Annotated in this window: 20 protein-coding genes; 13 read left to right on the top strand and 7 right to left on the bottom strand. The window is 63.8% G+C overall.

The features are described 5' to 3' along the window. Positions 1-8 precede the first annotated feature (8 nt). Both nadA and GPA25_RS02300 read right to left on the bottom strand, forming a co-directional pair. Entirely contained in the window at positions 9-1,112 is a 1,104-nt protein-coding gene (gene nadA / locus GPA25_RS02305; RefSeq protein WP_169258741.1) for a quinolinate synthase NadA, read from the bottom strand. Positions 1,113-1,221: 109 nt separating this feature from the next. Beyond that, positions 1,222-1,674, bottom strand: a complete 453-nt coding sequence (locus GPA25_RS02300) for a rhodanese-like domain-containing protein (protein WP_169258740.1) — start codon at positions 1,672-1,674, stop codon at positions 1,222-1,224. A 54-nt stretch (positions 1,675-1,728) separates the two neighbouring features. Between GPA25_RS02300 and GPA25_RS02295 the strand changes: the two genes are divergently transcribed. From GPA25_RS02295 to GPA25_RS02240, 12 genes are all read left to right on the top strand, one after another. Further along, positions 1,729-2,907: a cation diffusion facilitator family transporter gene (locus GPA25_RS02295; RefSeq protein WP_169258739.1), complete on the top strand. Its 1,179-nt coding sequence runs from the start codon at positions 1,729-1,731 to the stop codon at positions 2,905-2,907. A 274-nt stretch (positions 2,908-3,181) separates the two neighbouring features. Further along, positions 3,182-4,591 carry a type I glutamate--ammonia ligase gene (glnA, locus tag GPA25_RS02290; protein ID WP_169258738.1) on the top strand — a complete coding sequence of 470 codons (1,410 nt, stop codon included), beginning with the start codon at positions 3,182-3,184 and terminating at the stop codon, positions 4,589-4,591. 135 nt (positions 4,592-4,726) lie between these two features. Next, positions 4,727-5,197: a DUF4124 domain-containing protein gene (locus GPA25_RS02285; RefSeq protein ID WP_169258737.1), complete on the top strand. Its 471-nt coding sequence runs from the start codon at positions 4,727-4,729 to the stop codon at positions 5,195-5,197. Between the two features lie 60 nt (positions 5,198-5,257). Next, on the top strand, positions 5,258-6,328 hold the full coding sequence (gene glnL, locus GPA25_RS02280; RefSeq protein ID WP_169258736.1) for a nitrogen regulation protein NR(II): 1,071 nt from the start codon (positions 5,258-5,260) through the stop codon (positions 6,326-6,328). 47 nt (positions 6,329-6,375) lie between these two features. Beyond that, positions 6,376-7,788 (top strand): nitrogen regulation protein NR(I), encoded by a 1,413-nt coding sequence (gene ntrC, locus GPA25_RS02275; protein WP_169258735.1) that lies wholly within the window; start codon positions 6,376-6,378, stop codon positions 7,786-7,788. Between the two features lie 131 nt (positions 7,789-7,919). Continuing rightward, positions 7,920-8,729 carry a biotin--[acetyl-CoA-carboxylase] ligase gene (locus tag GPA25_RS02270; protein ID WP_169258734.1) on the top strand — a complete coding sequence of 270 codons (810 nt, stop codon included), beginning with the start codon at positions 7,920-7,922 and terminating at the stop codon, positions 8,727-8,729. Then, positions 8,726-9,454, top strand: a complete 729-nt coding sequence (locus GPA25_RS02265) for a type III pantothenate kinase (protein ID WP_169258733.1) — start codon at positions 8,726-8,728, stop codon at positions 9,452-9,454. The genes GPA25_RS02270 and GPA25_RS02265 overlap by 4 nt, the downstream gene beginning before the upstream one ends. A 62-nt stretch (positions 9,455-9,516) precedes the next feature. Beyond that, entirely contained in the window at positions 9,517-10,884 is a 1,368-nt protein-coding gene (locus tag GPA25_RS02260) for a TrpB-like pyridoxal phosphate-dependent enzyme (RefSeq protein WP_169258732.1), read from the top strand. A 45-nt stretch (positions 10,885-10,929) separates the two neighbouring features. Continuing rightward, on the top strand, positions 10,930-11,670 hold the full coding sequence (locus tag GPA25_RS02255; RefSeq protein ID WP_246265252.1) for an SPOR domain-containing protein: 741 nt from the start codon (positions 10,930-10,932) through the stop codon (positions 11,668-11,670). After that, a complete protein-coding gene (coaE, locus tag GPA25_RS02250; protein ID WP_169258731.1) occupies positions 11,667-12,284 on the top strand; it encodes a dephospho-CoA kinase in 618 nt (205 codons plus the stop codon). The genes GPA25_RS02255 and coaE overlap by 4 nt, the downstream gene beginning before the upstream one ends. A gap of 119 nt (positions 12,285-12,403) precedes the next feature. After that, positions 12,404-13,159, top strand: coding sequence for a cell division protein ZapD (gene zapD, locus GPA25_RS02245; RefSeq protein ID WP_169258730.1), 756 nt, complete (start codon positions 12,404-12,406; stop codon positions 13,157-13,159). A 13-nt stretch (positions 13,160-13,172) separates the two neighbouring features. After that, entirely contained in the window at positions 13,173-13,379 is a 207-nt protein-coding gene (locus tag GPA25_RS02240; protein ID WP_169258729.1) for a DNA gyrase inhibitor YacG, read from the top strand. On the opposite strand, the gene GPA25_RS02235 is transcribed toward GPA25_RS02240, so the two are convergent. The 3 genes from GPA25_RS02235 to GPA25_RS24170 are packed head-to-tail and all read right to left on the bottom strand — an operon-like array spanning position 13,370 to position 15,299. Next, the gene (locus GPA25_RS02235; protein ID WP_169258728.1) at positions 13,370-14,311 is read right to left on the bottom strand and encodes a Nudix family hydrolase; all 942 of its coding nucleotides are present in this window, start codon (positions 14,309-14,311) and stop codon (positions 13,370-13,372) included. The two genes, GPA25_RS02240 and GPA25_RS02235, sit on opposite strands and share 10 nt — an antisense overlap. 3 nt (positions 14,312-14,314) lie before the next feature. Next, entirely contained in the window at positions 14,315-15,184 is an 870-nt protein-coding gene (locus GPA25_RS02230) for an ATP-binding protein (RefSeq protein WP_169258727.1), read from the bottom strand. After that, the gene (locus GPA25_RS24170) at positions 15,177-15,299 is read right to left on the bottom strand and encodes a hypothetical protein (protein WP_281357675.1); all 123 of its coding nucleotides are present in this window, start codon (positions 15,297-15,299) and stop codon (positions 15,177-15,179) included. The genes GPA25_RS02230 and GPA25_RS24170 overlap by 8 nt, the downstream gene beginning before the upstream one ends. Before the next feature lie 93 nt (positions 15,300-15,392). On the opposite strand from GPA25_RS24170, the gene mltA reads away from it, so the two are divergent. After that, on the top strand, positions 15,393-16,646 hold the full coding sequence (gene mltA, locus GPA25_RS02225; protein WP_246265251.1) for a murein transglycosylase A: 1,254 nt from the start codon (positions 15,393-15,395) through the stop codon (positions 16,644-16,646). A gap of 41 nt (positions 16,647-16,687) precedes the next feature. Here the strand turns inward: mltA and GPA25_RS02220 are convergent, their stop codons facing one another. Next, on the bottom strand, positions 16,688-17,410 hold the full coding sequence (locus GPA25_RS02220; protein WP_169258906.1) for a DsbC family protein: 723 nt from the start codon (positions 17,408-17,410) through the stop codon (positions 16,688-16,690). 16 nt (positions 17,411-17,426) lie between these two features. Then, complete coding sequence (locus GPA25_RS02215) at positions 17,427-18,590, bottom strand: UbiH/UbiF family hydroxylase (RefSeq protein ID WP_169258905.1); 1,164 nt, start codon at positions 18,588-18,590, stop codon at positions 17,427-17,429. Positions 18,591-18,935: the final 345 nt, after the last annotated feature.

Here is an 18,935-nt window from a genome sequence, read left to right as displayed (position 1 = left end):
ACCGTTTCTCAAGATACCGCCAGCATCCGGTCCAGCGCCACCTTCGCGAGTTCAGCCTCGTGGGGCGGCACCTGGATGTGATTGACGATCCTGCCGTCCGCGAGGTTTTCCAGCGTCCACGCCAGATGTTGCGGATCGATGCGCTGCATCGTCGAACACATACACACTGTCGGCGCCATGAACTGCACGATCTTGCCTTCCGGCTTCACCTCCTCGGCGAGGCGGTTAACCAGGTTCAGCTCGGTGCCGACCAGCCAGTGGGTATTCGGCGCGCCGGCCTTGATGGTGTTGATGATGTACTCGGTCGACCCGACGTAATCGGAATTGATGCACACCTCGAGACTGCTCTCCGGGTGCGAGATCACCAGCCCCTCCGGGTGCTGCATGCGCCAGCGGCGGATGTGGCTTTCCTGGAACATCTGATGCACCGAACAATGCCCCTTCCACAGCAGGATCTTCGCATTGCGGATTTGCGCCGGAGTCAGGCCGCCGTATTCCAGATCCGGATCCCACACCACCATCTGCTCGAGCGGAATGCCCTTCTTATAGCCGGTCCAGCGCCCCAGATGCTGATCCGGGAAGAACAGCACCTTCTCGCGTTGCGCGAATGCCCAGTCCAGAATCGTCGGCGCGTTGGTCGAGGTACACACGATGCCGCCGTGCTCGCCGCAGAAGGCCTTCAGGTCGGCCGCCGAGTTGATGTAGGTGACCGGCGTGATCACTTCATCCGGTCGAGTGCCGAGCACGTCGGTGAGTTCGCGCCAACAGCGCGTGACCTTCGCCAGGTTCGCCATGTCGGCCATCGAACAACCCGCGGCCAAATCCGGCAGGATCGCCTTCTGGTGCGGCTGCGACATGATGTCCGCGACTTCCGCCATGAAATGCACGCCGCAGAAGACGATGAACTCGGCATCGGTCTGCGAGGCGAGGCGCGACAGCTTCAGCGAATCCCCGGTCAGGTCGGCATGCTTATACACGTCGGCACGCTGGTAATGGTGGCACAACAGCACTGCGCGGTCGCCCAGCCGGGCACGTGCGGCACGGATGCGCTCCTGGGCCTCATCGTCGCGCAGTGCATTGAAACGATCGAAGCTGATGGTGGCGGTTTGCATCGTTGGTAACTCAGTCGGAGGAAGTATCAATCAAAGCGAGTGTCGATCGACCTGTCAATCGCAGCGCCTGGGCCAAGTTCGGTTGCCCCGACGCGGGGACAGGTGATTGTCATCCCTGCTGCCACGGCAAGCCCGCATGACGCCAGCCGCCGATATGGTTGCGCTGGCCGTGGGCATCGCGGTCGCCCTCAAAACCTTCCAGCACGTTGTAGCAGGCTCGGCGCCCGGCCTCGGTGGCCGCACGCGCGGCCTTGTCGGAGCGCGCGCCGGAGCGGCACATGAACATCACCAGTGCCTCGGCATCGACTTCGCGCGTGAACTGCGTGATGAAGTGCGGATTCGGCTGATTGCCCGGATAGCTCATCCATTCGATCTCCACCGCACCCGGCACCCGCCCGACCCAGTCCCATTCGGCGCGCGTGCGCACATCCACCAGCTTCGCGCCCGGCGCAAGCTGCCACACCTCCCAGGCTTCGGCCGGCGTCAGCGCCCCTGCATAAGGCAGGTTCATCTCCTGCGCCCGCTGCTGCGCGAGCGTGAGCAGGTCGGTCAATTTTCCCATGACGGCCATCCGGATAGAATGATTCAATCAAGTTACGAGTATACCGCTCCCGCGATGCACCACCCAACAACACGCGCGACTGCCCGACACGCCGACGAAAGCGAGCGCTCCCGCGGGATTCAGCGCACCGCGCTGGTCGCCATCATCACCAATACCTGCCTCACCATCGGCCAGATCGTGATCGGTCTGTTCGCCAACGCGTTCAGCCTGGTGGCGGATTCCGCCCATACCCTCTCGGACCTGATTACCGACCTGCTGGTTCTGGTCGCCGGGCGCCGTGGCGCCGAACCGGCAGACCGCGACCACCCCTACGGCCACGGCCGCATCGAAACCGTCACCACGCTGCTGCTCGGGGCGATCCTCGCGGGCGTCGGCACCGGATTCCTCTGGAGTTCCGGCCTGCGTCTGCAGCACATGGATGTCGCGCCCTCGGTGCACCCGGCCGCGCTCTACATGGCGCTTGCGACCCTGCTAGCCAAGGAAGTGCTGTTCCGCTACACCCTCGCTGCGAGCCGGCGCCTCAAGGCCCCGCTGCTTGAAGCCAATGCCTGGCATGCACGCTCCGACGCGGCTTCGTCGCTTGTCGTCGCGGCCGGTATCGGCGGCAGCCTGGCCGGCTACCCTTTCCTCGAGCCGCTCGCTGCCGCCGTGGTGGGCTTCCTGATCTTGCACATGGGTGTGCGGCTGGCGTGGAAGGCCGTGCGCGAACTGATCGACACCGGACTTTCCGAGCAGGACGTCGCCCGCATCCGCGCCACCATTCGCGCAACGCCGGGCGTGATCGGCCTGCACGACCTGCGCACGCGCCGCATGGCCGACCGTGTGCTGTGCGACGCCCATATTCAGGTTGATCCGCGCATCACCGTTTCCGAGGGGCACCAGATTTCGGATGCCGTGTATCTGCGTGTGCGCGCCGCCCATCCCGAAGTGCAGGACGTACTGGTGCATGTCGACGCCGAGAACGACGCCACGATGCAGACTGCCCCGATTGGCCGGCTACCCGAACGCACCGAAATCGTGCAAACGCTCAGCAGCCTGCTCGAAGGCAAGCTATCGACGCCCCCGCGCGTGCAGATCCATTACCTTGGCGACCGCATCGAAGCCGAGATCATCATCACCGCCAATGACATCACAGGGGTCGACCACAAAGCGCTCGGGCTGCGCATCGATGAACTCCTCGCGGCACAACCGCAATATCGCACGGTCAGCGTCCTGGTGCACATCGCACCATAACAGGGCACAAACAAACCGCCGCGCACCGTTTTAGTGCCACCGACGGACTGTTCGATCGCAGCCGAACCCCACGATACGAACCGGGCACCGGCGCGCCATGCGCGGCCTATTATTTTTACCGGCGGTGAGAGCTCAAGCGCGCGATACGGCACCGCGCCCTTATGGCACAATGCCGCACACACGAAAAAAAACGTGGCACAAATACTGCTTAACGCTGCGCAACGGAAGTTTCACCGTTATTAACCGCTATCGCCTCATCTCACCAGGAGTGAAAATGAACGCTCAAGACGTCATGAAGATGATCCAGGAAAACGAAGTCCGCTTCATTGACCTGCGCTTTACCGATACCCGTGGCAAGGAACACCACGTTGGCCTGCCCGTCTCGGCGTTCGAGGAAGACCACTTCGAACACGGTCACCCGTTTGACGGCTCCTCGCTTGCTGGCTGGAAAGGCATCCAGGCCTCCGACATGATCCTTCTGCCGGAAGCCGGTTCCGCCTACATCGACCCGTTCTTCGACGAAACCACCCTGGTGCTGACCTGCGACGTCATTGAACCGTCGGACGGCAAGGGCTATGACCGCGACCCGCGCTCGATCGCCAAACGCGCCGAGGCCTACCTGAAGAGCACCGGCATCGGCGACACCGCATTCTTCGGCCCGGAACCCGAGTTTTTCATTTTCGACTCCGTCGAGTGGTCGGTCGACATGTCGGGCGTGTATAGCAAGATCATTTCGGAAGAAGCCGCGTGGTCGACCGCCGACAAGTTCGAAGGCGGCAACACCGGCCACCGGCCGCGCGTCAAGGGCGGCTACTTCCCGGTTCCGCCGGTCGACAGCCTGAATGACATCCGCGCCGCCATGGTCATCGCACTCGAATCCTGCGGGGTCCCCGTCGAAGTGCATCACCACGAAGTGGCGAATGCCGGCCAGTGCGAAATCGGCACCAAGTTCAGCACCCTGACCCAGCGCGCTGACTGGACCCAGGTCCTGAAGTACATCGTGCACAACGTCGCGCACCAGTACGGCAAGACCGCGACTTTCATGCCCAAGCCGATCGTCGGCGACAACGGCTCCGGCATGCACGTGCACCAGTCGATCTGGAAGGACGGCCAGAACCTGTTCGCGGGTAACGGCTACGCCGGCCTGTCGGAACTGGCCCTGTACTACATCGGCGGCATCATCAAGCACGCGCGCGCGCTGAATGCCATCACCAACCCCGGCACCAACTCGTACAAGCGCCTGGTCCCGCACTACGAAGCACCGACCAAGCTGGCCTACTCGGCCCGCAACCGTTCCGCTTCGATCCGCATTCCGTATGTCGCGAACCCGAAAGGCCGCCGCATCGAATCGCGCTTCCCGGACCCGCTGGCCAACCCCTACCTGTGCTTCTCCGCACTCATGATGGCGGGCCTGGACGGCATCCAGAACAAGATTCACCCGGGCGACCCGGCCGACAAGAACCTGTACGACCTGCCGCCGGAAGAGGACGCGCTGATCCCGACCGTGTGCACCAGCCTCGACCAGGCGCTGGAGTACCTCGACAAGGATCGCGAGTTCCTGACCCGTGGCGGCGTTTTCTCGAACGACTTCATCGACGCCTACATTGCGCTCAAGATGGAAGAAGTCGACCGCATGCGCATCACGACCCATCCGGTCGAATTCGACATGTACTACAGCCTGTAATCTCCGGATTGCACTGAGGTCAAAAAAAGGGACGGGCATTGCCCGTCCCTTTTTTATGCGGTCTAATGCCCTTCGAATCACGTCTCGCGGGCACACTCGCCAAGACCCCGCGGGATTCCCCGACACGCCCTATCGATGGACATGCGAACACTTCCGGCACTCCTGATCCTGTTTCTGTCGCCCCTTCTTGCACATGCCCAAGTCTATAAGTGCGTGGACGCAAATGGTGCCATCACCTATACCAACGACCGTAACCTCGGGCGCAGCTGCAAGCAGATGAGCGAAGACCAGCCGGTCTCGTCAGTTCCGGCGCCCAGCAAGCGTGCACCCGCAACGCAGTCGCCGGGCAATTTCCCTCGTGTTGCCCCCGAAGCCCAACGCGCCCGCGACGACACACGCCGGCAGGTGCTCGAAAAGGAACTCGCGACCGAGGAATCCGCCCTTGCCGAAGCCCAGAAGGCTCTCGCCGACGAGGAAAATCTGCATCAGGGCGCCGATCGCCGGTTGCCGGTCGTGCAGAACCGGATTCAGGCGCACAAGGACAAGGTCGAATTGCATTCGCGCAATGTTGACGCCTTGAAGAAGGAAATCGGCAACCTGAAGTAGGGGCATATCGAAGCTGGCGTGTTTTTTGCGAGACCTATTCCGGATTCCTAAAAAACGCCCATGCCCAATACGCCCAAAGCTCCCGGTTACGACAGCCCCTTTTCGGGGCTCGATCTGCTTTCGTCCGCAGTCGTTCTGGTGGATGAGAACCTCGTCATCCGCTACTTGAACGCGGGCGCCGAAAATCTCTTCGCAGTCAGCCATCGCCGCCTGATCGGCGCCCGGCTGTCGCAACTTCTCGGCGACCCGCCCGGACTCACCTCGGCGCTGAACAACGCCCTGCTCAAGAACTGGAGCTACACCGGGCAGGATCTGAAGATTCCGCGCACCAATGCGGAAGCGCTGCATCTCGACTGCACTGTCAGCCCTGCCGAGGCGGCCGGGGTGCGACTACTGCTGGAGTTCCGGCCAATCGACGCGCAACTACGCGTTGCCCGCGAGGAACAGTTGCTGCAACAACAACAGGCCAACCGCGAGCTGATCCGAAACCTGGCGCACGAAATCAAGAATCCGCTGGGAGGCATCCGTGGCTCGGCCCAATTGCTGGAACGCGAACTTGCCGACCCGCAATTGCGCGAATACACCGAAGTCATCATCGCCGAAGCGGACCGTCTGCAGGACCTGATGAACCGCCTGCTGACCTCGCACTGCATGATGCGCCCCGGCCAGCTGAACATCCACGACGTGCTCGAACGCGTGCGGCGTCTGGTACTCGCCGAGTTTCCCGAGCTGACCGTGCGCCGCGACTACGACACCAGCCTGCCAGAGATAACGGCCGACCGCGAGCAGCTCATCCAGGCCATCCTCAACATCGCCCGCAATGCTGCGCAAGCGATGGATGGCTGCGGCGAGATCCGCCTGCGCACGCGAGTGGCGCGGCAGGTCACGCTCGCGAAGCGGCGTTTCAAACTGGCACTGGAATTGCAAGTGATCGACAACGGTCCAGGTATCCCGGATGAGATCCGCGACAAGATCTTCTATCCGTTGGTATCCGGGCGCGAAGGCGGAAGCGGACTGGGCCTGTCGCTGGCACAGAGCTTCGTAGAGCAGCACCAGGGGATGATCGATGTGGAGAGCCGCAAGGGGCGCACCTGCTTCACCATCCTGTTGCCCATCATCGACCGCGCATAACTTGAACAAGAAGCAATGCGCAGTCGCACCAAAATAGTGCAGAGCCAATGAACACCGTCTGGATCGTAGATGATGACCGCTCCATCCGCTGGGTGCTTGAAAAAGCCCTCAGCCGCGAGGACATCCCGCATCGCAGCTTCGCGTCGGCCAACGAGGCCCTGTCTGCGCTGGAAGTAGAGCCACATCCGCCCAAGGTGCTGATTTCCGACATCCGCATGCCGGGCGAATCCGGCCTGGGACTGCTGAAGCGCGTCAAGGTGCTGCACCCGCAACTGCCGGTGATCATCATGACCGCGTACTCGGACCTCGAGAGCGCCGTCTCGGCCTTCCAGGGCGGCGCCTTCGAATACCTGCCCAAGCCCTTCGACGTCGATCAGGCGGTCGCACTCGTTCAGCGCGCAATCGCCCAGAGTGCGCACCAGAAGGGGGCGCCAGAGAGCACCGCGCTCGCCCCCGAGATCCTCGGCCAGGCCCCCTCGATGCAGGAAGTCTTCCGCGCCATCGGGCGCCTCGCCCAGTCTCATGCCACGGTGCTGATCAACGGCGAATCCGGCACCGGCAAGGAGCTCGTCGCGCGCGCGCTGCACCGCCACAGCCCACGCAGCGATGCGCCCTTCATCGCGATCAACACCGCGGCCATTCCGCGCGATCTGCTCGAATCCGAACTCTTCGGCCACGAACGCGGCGCCTTTACCGGCGCGGCCGCACAGCGTCGCGGGCGTTTCGAACAGGCCGACGGCGGCACGCTGTTCCTCGACGAGATCGGCGACATGCCTGCCGAACTGCAAACGCGCCTGCTGCGCGTGCTGTCGGACAACCATTTCTATCGTGTCGGCGGCCAGCAGCCGATCCGCGCGAACGTGCGGGTCATCGCCGCCACGCACCAGCACCTCGAAGACCGCGTCCGTCAGGGGCTGTTCCGCGAGGACCTGTTCCACCGCCTCAACGTCATCCGGCTGCGCCTGCCGCCGATGCGCGAACGCCGCGAGGACATCCCCATCCTGATTCGCCACTTCCTGCAGAAGAGTGCGCAGGATCTCGGCGTCGAAGGCAAGCTGGTATCCGACGCGGCGATCAAGTATCTGCAGGCCCTGCCCTTCCCCGGCAACGTGCGCCAGCTCGAAAATCTGTGTCACTGGCTCACCGTCATGGCGCCCGGCCAGACCGTCGAGATCGCCGACCTGCCGCCCGACATGCGAGAGCAACCGGATCGCGAGATGCCGATCAGCTGGGCCGACGGCCTTGCGCTCGAAGCGGACCGCCTGATCGCCACCTCCCCCGGCGAGGTCTTCGACCGCCTCACACGCGACTTCGAACGCACCCTGATCCGGCGGGCACTCGGTGCCACCGGCGGGCGCCGCATCGAAGCCGCACAGCTGCTCGGCATCGGCCGCAACACCATCACGCGCAAGATCCAGGAGCTCGGCATGGACGAGGAACGCCCACAGCCGCAGGCGTGACGGGTCGTCGCAGCTGACGCGCATGACGTGCCCAGGGGCCGACGGCCCCCACGCGCACTGCACCAGACTCGTGCGCGAGAGCCCAATGTAGGATAATGCAGGTTTTCACGCCTTGAAACGGGAAGACCGGCTTGAGTGCCTCCATCTCCGACACACCGCTGAGCGCAGCATCCGTCAACCTGCACCTTGGTGACCGCTCCAGCGCATTCGCTCTTCAGATCCTCGACGAATGCGCCTCCACCAACAGTGTATTGCTGGACACACCACCCGCTGACGACGGTCGCGTTCATGTCGTCGTCACCGAGCGACAGACTGCAGGTCGCGGACGACGCGGGCGCCAATGGCAGTCCTGGCCCGGCGCCAGCCTGACCTTTTCCACATTGTGGCGCTTCGCCCCCGGCGCACCGGTGCCCGCTGGCCTGTCGCTGGTCGCCGGCCTTGCCGTCGTGCGCGCCCTCGAAAAGCTTGGGGTCTCGGGACTGCAGCTTAAATGGCCCAATGACGTGCTGGTCAATGGCCACAAGCTCGCTGGCATCCTCGTCGAACTACTGCCGGGGCGTGGACGCACGCCTGCCGCAGTGGTCGGCATCGGCGTCAATCTGCAACTGCCGGCCGACGCGCAAATTGCTGACCAGCCCGGCGTCACCGATCTCGGCCATCACGTGAGCCCATTACCTGAGCGCAACCAACTCTTGGCACAGCTTCTGGCTGAACTCCACGCCCTCTTCGACACATATGCCGCCGCCGGCTTTGCGGCGTTGCGCGGCGCGTGGCAGCAGCGCAACGCCTTTGCCGACTTGCCGGTGCGCATCACCGGCGAGGTCCAGGAAATCGCCGGAATCTGCGCCGGCGTCGATGATGATGGCGCACTGCTCATCCGCACCGACACCGCGCTGGTGCGCATCCTGTCTGGCGAAGTCTCGCTGAGGTCCGCGAAGTGATCCTGCTCATTGATGCCGGCAACACACGGATCAAGTGGGGCATCGTGCGTGACGGGCAATGGCTCGCGGAAGGGGCACTGCGCCACGACCAGCTTGACCAGTTGCACGCTCTCGCAGCCGCGCACGTGGGCATCCGCCGCGTATTCGGCAGCAACGTCGCGGGCCTGCGGACTGCCGCCGGCATCGCCGAGGCACTGGGTGACAGCGCTCCCGCTCCGCAATGGCTGCACTCATCGGCGGAATGCTGCGGTGTGCGCAACGCCTACGACACCCCGGCACAACTCGGCAGCGACCGCTGGGCCGCGCTGATCGGCGCCCGCGCCCTGCAACCGGCCGCCTGCCTGGTCGTGAACGCCGGCACGGCAACAACGGTCGACGTGCTCGACGCGGCCGGTACCTTCCAAGGCGGCATCATCCTGCCGGGCGAACACCTGATGCGGCGCTCACTGGCGCGCGACACCGCCCAGTTGCCACTTGCCGACGGCCACTATGCGGCCGCCCCGCGCAACACCGCCGACGCCATTACCTCAGGCTGCCGCAACGCCCAGGCCGGCGCCGTCGAGCGCATGTTCCGCCAGATCGCCCGGGAGCCACTCTCACGCTGCCTCCTCAGCGGAGGCGGCGCAGACGCACTTGCCGAACTGCTCGATGTCCCCTTCAGCCGTGTCGACAATCTGGTTCTGAAAGGTCTCGCCGTCGTCGCCACCGGTACTGCAGCAACTTAGTCCCGAACATACCAGCAGCCCAATCCGTATTTCCACCTGGAATCACCGAGGGAGAAAACAACGTGACCGAACCGACCCGCATCCAGCTCGAAGAAAGCGAAATCCCGACGCACTGGTACAACGTCGTGGCCGACATGCCCAATGCGCCGACGCCCTCACTCGCACCGGATGGCAAGCCGGTCAGCCCCGAGCAGATGCTGGCGATCTTCCCCGGCCAGATTCTGGAACAGGAGATGAGCGAGGAACGCTGGATCCCGATCCCCGACGAAGTACGCGAGATCTACAAGATCTGGCGTCCCAGCCCGCTGATGCGTGCGGTGCGTCTCGAGCGCGCCCTCGGCACGCCGGCAAAGATCTTCTTCAAGTACGAGGGCGTTTCCCCGGCCGGCTCGCACAAGCCCAACTCCGCTGTGCCGCAAGCCTTCTACAACAAGCAGGCCGGCATCAAGCGCCTGACCACCGAAACCGGCGCCGGCCAGTGGGGCTCGTCGATTTCCTTCGCCGGCCAGATGTTCGGCCTCGAAGTGCGCGTCTACATGGTCAAAGTCAGCTACCACCAGAAACCGTACCGGCGCCTGATGATGCAGACTTGGGGCGCCGAAGTGTTCGCCAGCCCCTCCGAGATCACGCAGACCGGCCGCGACGCACTCGCCAAGGATCCGGACAACCAGGGCTCGCTCGGCCTGGCGATCTCCGAGGCGGTCGAGGAAGCCGCCGGCCGTGCCGACACCAACTACACGCTGGGCTCGGTTCTCAACCACGTACTGCTGCACCAGAGCATCATCGGCCTCGAAGCGAAGAAGCAGTTCGACAAGATCGGCCTGTACCCCGACGTGATCCTCGGCCCCTGCGGCGGCGGCTCGAGCTTCGGCGGCATCGCCTTCCCCTTCCTTGCCGACAAGGCCGCCGGTGACAAGCGCGCACAGAACCTGCGTTGCGTCGCCGTCGAACCCACCTCCTGCCCGACGCTGACCAAGGGCCAGTACGCCTACGACTTCGGCGATGCCTCCGGCTTCACCCCGATGATGAAGATGTACACGCTAGGCCACGACTTCATGCCTCCCGGCATCCATGCCGGCGGGCTGCGCTACCATGGCGACTCGCCGCTGGTGTCGCAGCTCTACCACGAAGGCCTGCTCGAAGCCGTCGCGGTGCCTCAGTTGGCAACCTTCGAGGCGGGCGTGATGTTCGCGCGCAACGAAGGCATCATTCCCGCTCCCGAATCCTGCCACGCAATCCGCGCGGCCATCGACGAAGCACTGAAGTGCAAGGTCAGCGGCGAACCGAGAGTCATCCTGTTCAACCTGACCGGACACGGCCACTTCGACATGAGCTCCTACGACCGCTACTTCTCAGGCCAGCTGGAAAACTACGAGTACCCGGCCGAAGCCGTGGCGCAGTCGCTCGCGCACCTGCCGAAATTCGGCTGAACACGACGGTGATGGATTTGCATCCAATCCGGTAAGCTTCGGTCCATGCCTGCAATGCGTGTTCTGTTCGTCGTTCTGGTCCTGCTCAACCTGCTGGCCCTGGCTTCCGCCCGGGGCTGGCTGGGCACCTCCACGCCACAAGGCGAACCGGAGCGGCTCAGCAATCAGCTCAACCCGGGCCGCATCGTGCTGCGCCCGACGGATCCCGTCGCCGCAGGCACATCGCAGGCGAACTCGCCCCTCCCGGCCGAAGCCATTCCGGCCGCCGACGAGCGCGCACAAGCGGAAGCCGACCGACCAGAAACCCCCGCATCTACGGCCCTCGCACCCGCCGACGCCTGTGTCAACTATGCCGGGCTGACCGAGGCGCAGGCGGAAAACCTGATGCAAACGGCCTTCGCCGGCCGCACCGACTTGCGCTTCGAGCGTAAAACCACCAGCACACCCAGTGCCTGGTGGGTACGCATTCCGCCCTCCGGCGGCAAGGAAGCTGCCGAGCGGCGCGTCGCCGAACTGCGCGCCCTGGGCATCAACGATCTCTTCATTGTCCAGGACGCTGGCCCCAACCAGTTCGCCGTATCCCTGGGTCTGTTCAAGACCGAGGCCAAAGCGCAGCAGCACCTCGCCACCCTGCAAAAAAGGCGCGTGCAGACTGCCGGGATTGCCGCACGCAGCGCCGTTGTGCACCGCATCGAAGTGAGCGGCCCGGCCACAAGCCTAGAAACCATTTCCAGATCAAGGCCTGTACGCCAGTCCGGAGCCACCGTAAGCAAATGCAAGCCATGACAACTCGCCCCTACGTAGTCGGACTGACCGGCGGCATCGGCAGCGGCAAGAGCGCCGCAGCAGACCGCTTTGCCGCACTCGGTATAGCGGTGGTGGACACCGACGCCATCGCACACGCGCTCACAGCACCTGGCGGCCCCGCCATTGCAGCCATCCGCCAAAGCTTTGGCGACGACGTCATCACCAGCGACGGCGCACTCGATCGCAAGGCCATGCGTGACCGCGCCTTTGCCGACCCGACCATCCGCCGCCAACTCGAAGCCATCCTCCACCCGGCAATCCGTGCCGAAAGCGAGCGCCTGATAGGCGAAGCGCGTACGCCTTACGTCGTACTGGTGGTCCCCTTGCTTGTGGAATCCGGAAAATACCGCGAGCGCTGCCAAAGCCTGTGCGTTGTCGACTGCCCGACGGATGTTCAGATCGCACGAGTCATGTCGCGCAGTGGGCTCGATGAAGCGCAGGTTCGAGCAATCATGGCCACCCAGGCCAGCCGCGAACAACGACTCGCCGCCGCGGACGAGGTGATCGACAACAGTGGCGAGCGCAACGTGCTCGTCTCGCAGGTGGACCGTCTGCACCACAAATACCTCGACGCTGCGCGCCAGCCTGCCTAGAGCCCCAGCCCGCGCGCCTTCCGGCCCATCGCAGGCGCAATCCTGGCCGGCTGTGACATATGCCCTGTGCTATCATCGCCGCAACGAACGGAGACCCCATTTTTTTCAGGCGCGACGCGGTGATCAGCTACGAATATCCTCTTAACGAGCGCATCCGCACGCTCCTGCGCCTTGAGGATCTGTACCAGAAGCTCGCCCACTTTTCGCGCGGCGACGCACCGCAGGACCACCATGTCACACTCCTGACGCTGTTCGAAATTCTCGAAGTGGCGGGTCGTGCCGATCTCAAGGTGGATCTCGTACAGGAACTCGAACGCCAACGGCAGATCCTGATCTCGTTCCGTAATAATCCGGAAATCTCGGAAGAAGCCCTGTCGGGCGCACTGTACGAAATCGAACAAGCGTCTTCCTCCCTCCTCGCGATGGCCGGCAAGATCGGCCAGTACCTGCGCGAGAACGAATGGCTGATGGCGATCCGCAGCCGCGCCTCGATCCCTGGCGGCGTCTGTCAGTTCGACCTGCCGTCCTATCACTATTGGCTACAGCGCGACGCCGATCAACGCCGCCACGACCTCGGCGCCTGGGTGCATCCAATGCTGCCGATCCGCGAGGGACTGGCGATCGTCCTGCGCCTGCTGCGCGCCAGCGGGCGCCCGGAAACGCAACTTGCACGCAACGGCACTTACCAATTGATGATGGCCGGCCGCAGTGCCCAGATGCTGCGCCTGCGTCTGGCGCCGGGCGATGCGGTGGTCCCTGAGATCAGCGCCAACAAGTACGCGCTCAATGTCCGCTTCATGCTCTCGGAAACCGTCATCCGCCCGCGCCTCGCCGAACGCGACGTACCGTTCGAACTCACCTTCTGCAGTCTCTGAGGACTCCTCAGGCATGTCCAAGGTCCGTACCGTCAAATGCCCCCAGTGTGGCGCCAGCGTTCAATGGTTGCCCGAAAACCGCTTTCGCCCCTTCTGTTCCGAGCGCTGCAAGCAGATCGATCTCGGGGCATGGGCATCGGAAAATTACCGCGTCCCTGCCCCCAGCGGCGGCGAAGTCGGCGACCCCGAGCATCCGGGCGACAGTTCCACTCAGGATTGAATCCAGCTGCCGCGAATCGCTGCGACGCCATGCGCGCCAGCATCGCGGGCGTCATCCATGTCGGCACGCGCCAGCCCCCCCAAGGCAAACACCGGCATAGGCAGCCCGCGCACCAACTCGCCGAAACCGCCCCACCCCAACGTCGCCTGGCCCGGATGCGTCGCCGTCGGAAACACGGCCCCCAGCACCGCATAATCGAGGCCCCGCGCAGCGGCGCACTCCAGTTCGGCGCGCGTATGACAGGATGCCCCGACCCAGTCGCACTCCGGTCTCACTGACAAGGTCCGGAGTTGCGCGGCTGGCAGATGAACGCCATCCGCGCCCACCTCACAAGCGATGTCCGCATCACCATTCACCATCACCAGGGCACCGTGCGGGCGCGCCACGCGCACCACCTCGCCGGCGAAAGCGGTCAAATCGGCCGCGGACATCGACGGCTCGCGCACCTGGATCAACTTCAAGTCCTGTTTCAGCGCATCGTCGATTTGCGACAACTGCCGAGCGACTCCGATTTCCGCAGCGTGGGTGATTCCCATCCAGCGCGGCAGGCGCAGTGATTTCAGGATCGGCCCGTTCGCCGGCAACATCGGCCCGACGCCCTGCGCATCGCTTCGCTCCCATGACAATGCACTGTGAACGTGGTCCTGCAGCTCACCCTCCCACTCCGCGACATCGAAGAAATGCAGCCGCACGTGGGCGTGTTCGTACACATGCTCGCGCGTCAGCCACGGACGCACCTTGCGCACACGAATCCCGAGTTCCTCATCCAACTCCCTGATCAGTGCATCCGCTGGCGATTCGCCCGGCTCCACCTTCCCGCCCGGAAACTCCCAGTAACCGGCATAAAACGTCCCCGGCGCACGCTGTCCGAGCAGGAAACGCCCATCTGTCCGTGTTATCACACCCGCCGCCACATCCACCCGCTTGGTCATCCGCTACGCCCCGTCACTCGCCCGCCCGGCCCAGTCGCGTGCGAATTGCCACGCCACCCGCCCGGAGCGCGAACCACGCATCAGCGCCCACTGCAGCGCCTCCTGGCGCGCCTCGTCGATCGCCTTGCGGCTTACGCCGAAATTCTTGAGCCAGTAGGCCACGATTTCCAGATACTCGTCCTGACTGAACGGATAGAAGGAGATCCATAGCCCGAAACGCTCCGACAACGAAATTTTCTCCTCAATCGCTTCACCCGGATGGATCTCTCCGTCGACGTGTCGAGTCTGGAGATTTTCGTCATGGTACTCGGGCATCAGATGGCGGCGGTTCGAAGTCGCGTAGATCAGCACGTTGTCCGGCACCGCCGCGACCGAGCCGTCGAGCACGCTCTTCAGCGCCTTGTAAGCCGGCTCAGCATCCTCGAACGACAGATCGTCGCAGAACAGGATGAAACGCTCCGGACGCCCCTGCACCAGTTCGACAATTTCCGGCAGATCCATGAGATCGTCCTTATCCACCTCGATCAGCCGCAAGCCCTTGTCCGAATACGCATTCAACAGGGCCTTCACCAACGACGACTTGCCGGTACCGCGTGCCCCTGTCAGCAACACGTTGTTGGCGCGTCGCCCGGCCAGAAACTGGCGCGTATTCAGATCAATCCGCGCCTTCTGCTCGTCCACGTCGCGCAGATCCTTCAGCCGGACCGCGTGCGGACGGGCTACCGGCTGCAACCTCACGCGCCCATTGCGCCGGCGCCACAAAAAGGCCACTGCGGACGACCAGTCCGGCTCCTCGGCGGCGCGCGGCAACAACTGCTCCAATCGATCCATCAACCGTTCGGCGCGGACCATCAGATCGACAAAGTCATTCATCGCGGCTCTTGTTTCCTTCTCGTGTTATAGCGTCACGGCGCTTCGGCCAGGTCGCCCACACGATGATAAGCAACAAGGCGAGCGCGACGCCGGCTTCCAGAAAAATGACCCACATTCTGCTCTCCTGCGGGGAACGCGGTTACGGGCCGAACCTTGCGAGCCGGTATACTGTGGGCCCTTCGTCCTGCGAGTTTACCCGATCCCTCCCATGAAACGGCGCGCCCACTCACCGTCCGCGCAGCGCCTGCTGTGTCTTCTCGCTGTTGGCCTGCTCGCCGGATGCGCAAGCCAGATCCCGGCCCCCGCCACATCCGCCGGCGCCCAGCCCTGCCCACCGGCGAAAGCCTGCCCAGCCTGCCCTGCTTGCCCGGGAACTCCCGCGACCGCGGCGCCGACGCCCGACCTCACCGCTTCCGTCGAGCCCCTGCAGCGCGTCACCTGGACCGAACTCCCCGGCTGGAACGGCGACGACCTCACTCAAGCCTGGCCCGCCCTGCGCGAATCCTGCAAGGCACTCGCCAAACAGGTTCGGTGGCAGGCAGTGTGCGATGGTGCAAAGGCCCTTGGCGACAAACCCGGCCAGACGACGATTCGCCAGTTCCTTGAGAGCCGACTCAGCCCATGGGCGGTGCGCAACCCCGACGGCACGTCGGAGGGTCTCATCACAGGCTATTACGAACCCCTCATCAAGGGCGGCCGCGCTCGCTCCGAACGCTACGCGTGGCCGATCCACGGCGTCCCTGCCGACATGCTGACAATCGACTTCGGGGATGTATATCCCGATCTGCGCAACCTGCGGCTGCGCGGACGCATCGTTGGCAACAAGGTCGTACCTTACTGGACCCGCGCCGAACTCGACGGCATGCGGGACCGCTCACCGGCGCCTGTTCTGCTGTGGGCCGCAGATCCGATCGATCTCTTTTTCCTGCAAGTGCAGGGTTCCGGCCGGGTCGAATTGCCTGACGGCTCCAGTGTGCGCATCGGCTATGCCGACCAGAATGGGCACCCTTACCAGTCGATTGGTCGCTGGCTCGTCGCCCAGGGCGAACTGCCCCTCGAAAAAGCCTCGATGGACGGCATCAAGGGCTGGGCCCGCGCCAATCCGCAGCGCCTGTCCGAACTCCTGCATAGCAATCCGAGCTACGTCTTCTTTCGCGAAATGCCCGCCACAGCGGGCGGTCCGACCGGTTCGCTCGGCGTGCCGCTCACCGCCGGCCGCAGTCTTGCCGTCGATCCGCGCACGATCCCCCTCGGCGCGCCGGTCTTCCTGGCCACCACGGCACCGAACTCCGATCGCCCGCTGCGTCGACTGATGCTCGCACAAGATACAGGCGGCGCCATCAAAGGCGCGGTGCGCGGCGACTTCTTCTGGGGATTCGGCACCGACGCCGGCGCTCAGGCAGGGAAAATGCGCCAACAGGGGCAGCTCTGGGTGCTCCTACCGAACGACCCCAAGCCCTGAGCGGAGCACGGAGCCATACGCGGCTCCGTACCTGGAACTGCTTATTTTGTAACGTTCGCCAGCGCCTGTTCAAGTTCCGCCGCCGGGACATAGCCCCCCAGGCGGCGGCCGTCGGCAAGGAACAGCGTCGGCGTCCCGTTGATGCGAAGCTTTTGTCCGAGTGCCACATTGCGATCGACCACTGCGCTGTCGCACTTCGCCGCGGCAGGTACCTTCGCGTCGAGAATCCAGTCGTTCCACGCCTTCGCCCTGTCCTTGGCACACCAGATATTGCGTGATTTCTCTGTCGAGTCCGGACTGAGAATCGGATAAAGGAAGGTGTACAGCGTCACGTCCTTCATCTGCGATAACTCCTTGCCCAGACGCTTGCAGTACGAGCAGTTCGGATCCTCAAAAGTAACCACGACACGAGCCCCGTTGCCGCGTACCTGCTTGATCGCCTGGTCAAGCGGCAGCGAACCGAAGTCGACCGCCGACAGTTGCGCCATACGCGCCGCGGTAATGTCGCGCCGCGTCTTCGTATCAATCACCCTCCCATCGACCAGGAAAGTGACCTTCTCGTCCGTATAAACCAATTCGCCACTCTTCAGCACGACCTCGTACAGGCCGCCGTAGGGGACTTTCGTGACCGACTCGACCGCCGGCGAGCCGACGAAACTTTCGACTGCCTTTTTTACATCCCCCTCGTCAGCCCGCACGGCACCATGCGCCAGCGCCATCACACCGAGAGCCGCCATAAGCGGCCGAAGCACATTTTTCAACATCAGTATCTCCAGAAAATCAGAATCGGCCACTCACTGCATAGCGCACAAGCGCGTTGCGTACGACCGGCAAACGGTCCGTCAGGTTCAGACCAGCATTGCGCAAGGCCGACATTATCGGGTTGCCTGACCCGAACAAGCGATTCAAACCATGCGTCGTATATTGCAGCAGGAAGGGTTCCTCGGCGCGCGTGCGCGCATAGCCGCGCAACACGGCGATGTCTCCCGGATCGCGCCACGGCGGCAGCGCCTTCAAGGCCTGCGCCAAAGCACGAGCGTCCTGGAAGCCGAGATTGATCCCGTGGCCAGAAAGTGGATGAATAGCATGTGCTGCATCGCCCACCAAGGCGACCCGCGCCTTCACGGGTGACGCCACACGCATGAAACGCAGAGGGAACGCCTGCGCAACGCTTACGAGCTCGAGGGCTCCAAGCACGCCACCAGCCGCCTCCCCGACACGTCGAGCCAGCGTCTCCGCATCCAGCGCCAGCAGCAAGTCGGCATGCCCATTTGCGCACGACCACACCATTGAAACCATTCGTCCTGGCAACGGCAACAAGGCGAGGATTCCGTCCGGACGGAACCACTGAAATGCGCGATTGCGATGATCGTGTTCGCAGCGGAAATTCGCCACCACGCCCTTCTCCTCGTAGGGCGTGATCTCTGCGTCGATTCCGGCCCGTGTGCGTACCCAGGAATTCACGCCGTCAGCACCCACGACCAAGCGGCCGTACACAGGCTTCCGGTCCGAGAACCCCAGCGCAACGGCATCGCGCTCGATTGTCATCGAATCCGGCACCGAACCGCCGAGCATCGTCACGTTGTGCTGGCGCCGAACCGTCTCCCACAATTCACGATGGATGCGCCCCGACTCCACGATCCATGCGAGTTCCGGCAAGCCGCTGTCGTATGCCGAAAATTCCAGCGTCCCGCCGGCGTCGCCATGAATCGACATCTTCTGCACCGGCGCAATTCGCCCCGCGTCCAGGTGCTGCCAGATGCCAATCTCACGGAGGAACTCGGCCGACGAGGGACTCACGGCGTACACCCGCGAATCCCACCCATCTGCAACAACCGGCGGATGCGGCTCCACCAGCGCGACCCGGAACCGGCTCCCTTGCAGCGCCGCGGCAACACTTGCACCGGCCAAGCCTCCGCCAACGATAATCAGGTCGAAATCCATGAGCAGCGCTTGTTTCAAAGAGTGCAGATTCTGCACCATGCCCGGAAGCAAGTCACGGCAAAGCGAATACCAACGCGGCTCGCGCATGCGTAAAAAAGGCCGTTGATATTGCCCCTGCCCCTCTCGCGCGTTGATGCTGTTGTCGGGAGGGGGCGGCCGTCCCGTTGTTTGCCGCCGATTGCAAGGCCTTTTGCGTTTTGGCGGAGGGTGTCTGTGTGGAGTTGACGTAAAAAAGCCGCTGATCCTGTAGAGGAAGAGCGGCTTTTTTGGCATAGGTAGTCTGACGATGACCTACTTTCGCACCCACGAAGGGCACTATCATCGGCGCGGTCCTGTTTCACGGTC

The organism is Aromatoleum diolicum (genome assembly GCF_012910955.1).
Classification (GTDB): Bacteria; Pseudomonadota; Gammaproteobacteria; order Burkholderiales; family Rhodocyclaceae; genus Aromatoleum; species Aromatoleum diolicum.
Note: the sequence above shows the minus strand (reverse complement) of the source record. Positions and strands in the feature narration are given on the sequence as shown.

Excerpts from the sequence above, each read along its gene's own strand:
- GPA25_RS24170 (WP_281357675.1), bottom strand. The coding sequence starts at position 15,299 with ATGTGGGTCATTTTTCTGGAAGCCGGCGTCGCGCTCGCCTTGTTGCTT.
- GPA25_RS02295 (WP_169258739.1), top strand. The coding sequence starts at position 1,729 with ATGCACCACCCAACAACACGCGCGACTGCCCGACACGCCGACGAAAGC.
- GPA25_RS02230 (WP_169258727.1), bottom strand. The coding sequence starts at position 15,184 with ATGAATGACTTTGTCGATCTGATGGTCCGCGCCGAACGGTTGATGGAT.
- GPA25_RS02300 (WP_169258740.1), bottom strand. The coding sequence starts at position 1,674 with ATGGGAAAATTGACCGACCTGCTCACGCTCGCGCAGCAGCGGGCGCAG.
- GPA25_RS02285 (WP_169258737.1), top strand. The coding sequence starts at position 4,727 with ATGGACATGCGAACACTTCCGGCACTCCTGATCCTGTTTCTGTCGCCC.
- coaE (WP_169258731.1), top strand. The coding sequence starts at position 11,667 with ATGACAACTCGCCCCTACGTAGTCGGACTGACCGGCGGCATCGGCAGC.
- GPA25_RS02255 (WP_246265252.1), top strand. The coding sequence starts at position 10,930 with ATGCCTGCAATGCGTGTTCTGTTCGTCGTTCTGGTCCTGCTCAACCTG.
- glnA (WP_169258738.1), top strand. The coding sequence starts at position 3,182 with ATGAACGCTCAAGACGTCATGAAGATGATCCAGGAAAACGAAGTCCGC.
- GPA25_RS02220 (WP_169258906.1), bottom strand. The coding sequence starts at position 17,410 with ATGTTGAAAAATGTGCTTCGGCCGCTTATGGCGGCTCTCGGTGTGATG.
- GPA25_RS02235 (WP_169258728.1), bottom strand. The coding sequence starts at position 14,311 with ATGACCAAGCGGGTGGATGTGGCGGCGGGTGTGATAACACGGACAGAT.
- ntrC (WP_169258735.1), top strand. The coding sequence starts at position 6,376 with ATGAACACCGTCTGGATCGTAGATGATGACCGCTCCATCCGCTGGGTG.
- mltA (WP_246265251.1), top strand. The coding sequence starts at position 15,393 with ATGAAACGGCGCGCCCACTCACCGTCCGCGCAGCGCCTGCTGTGTCTT.
- glnL (WP_169258736.1), top strand. The coding sequence starts at position 5,258 with ATGCCCAATACGCCCAAAGCTCCCGGTTACGACAGCCCCTTTTCGGGG.
- GPA25_RS02215 (WP_169258905.1), bottom strand. The coding sequence starts at position 18,590 with ATGGATTTCGACCTGATTATCGTTGGCGGAGGCTTGGCCGGTGCAAGT.
- GPA25_RS02240 (WP_169258729.1), top strand. The coding sequence starts at position 13,173 with ATGTCCAAGGTCCGTACCGTCAAATGCCCCCAGTGTGGCGCCAGCGTT.
- nadA (WP_169258741.1), bottom strand. The coding sequence starts at position 1,112 with ATGCAAACCGCCACCATCAGCTTCGATCGTTTCAATGCACTGCGCGAC.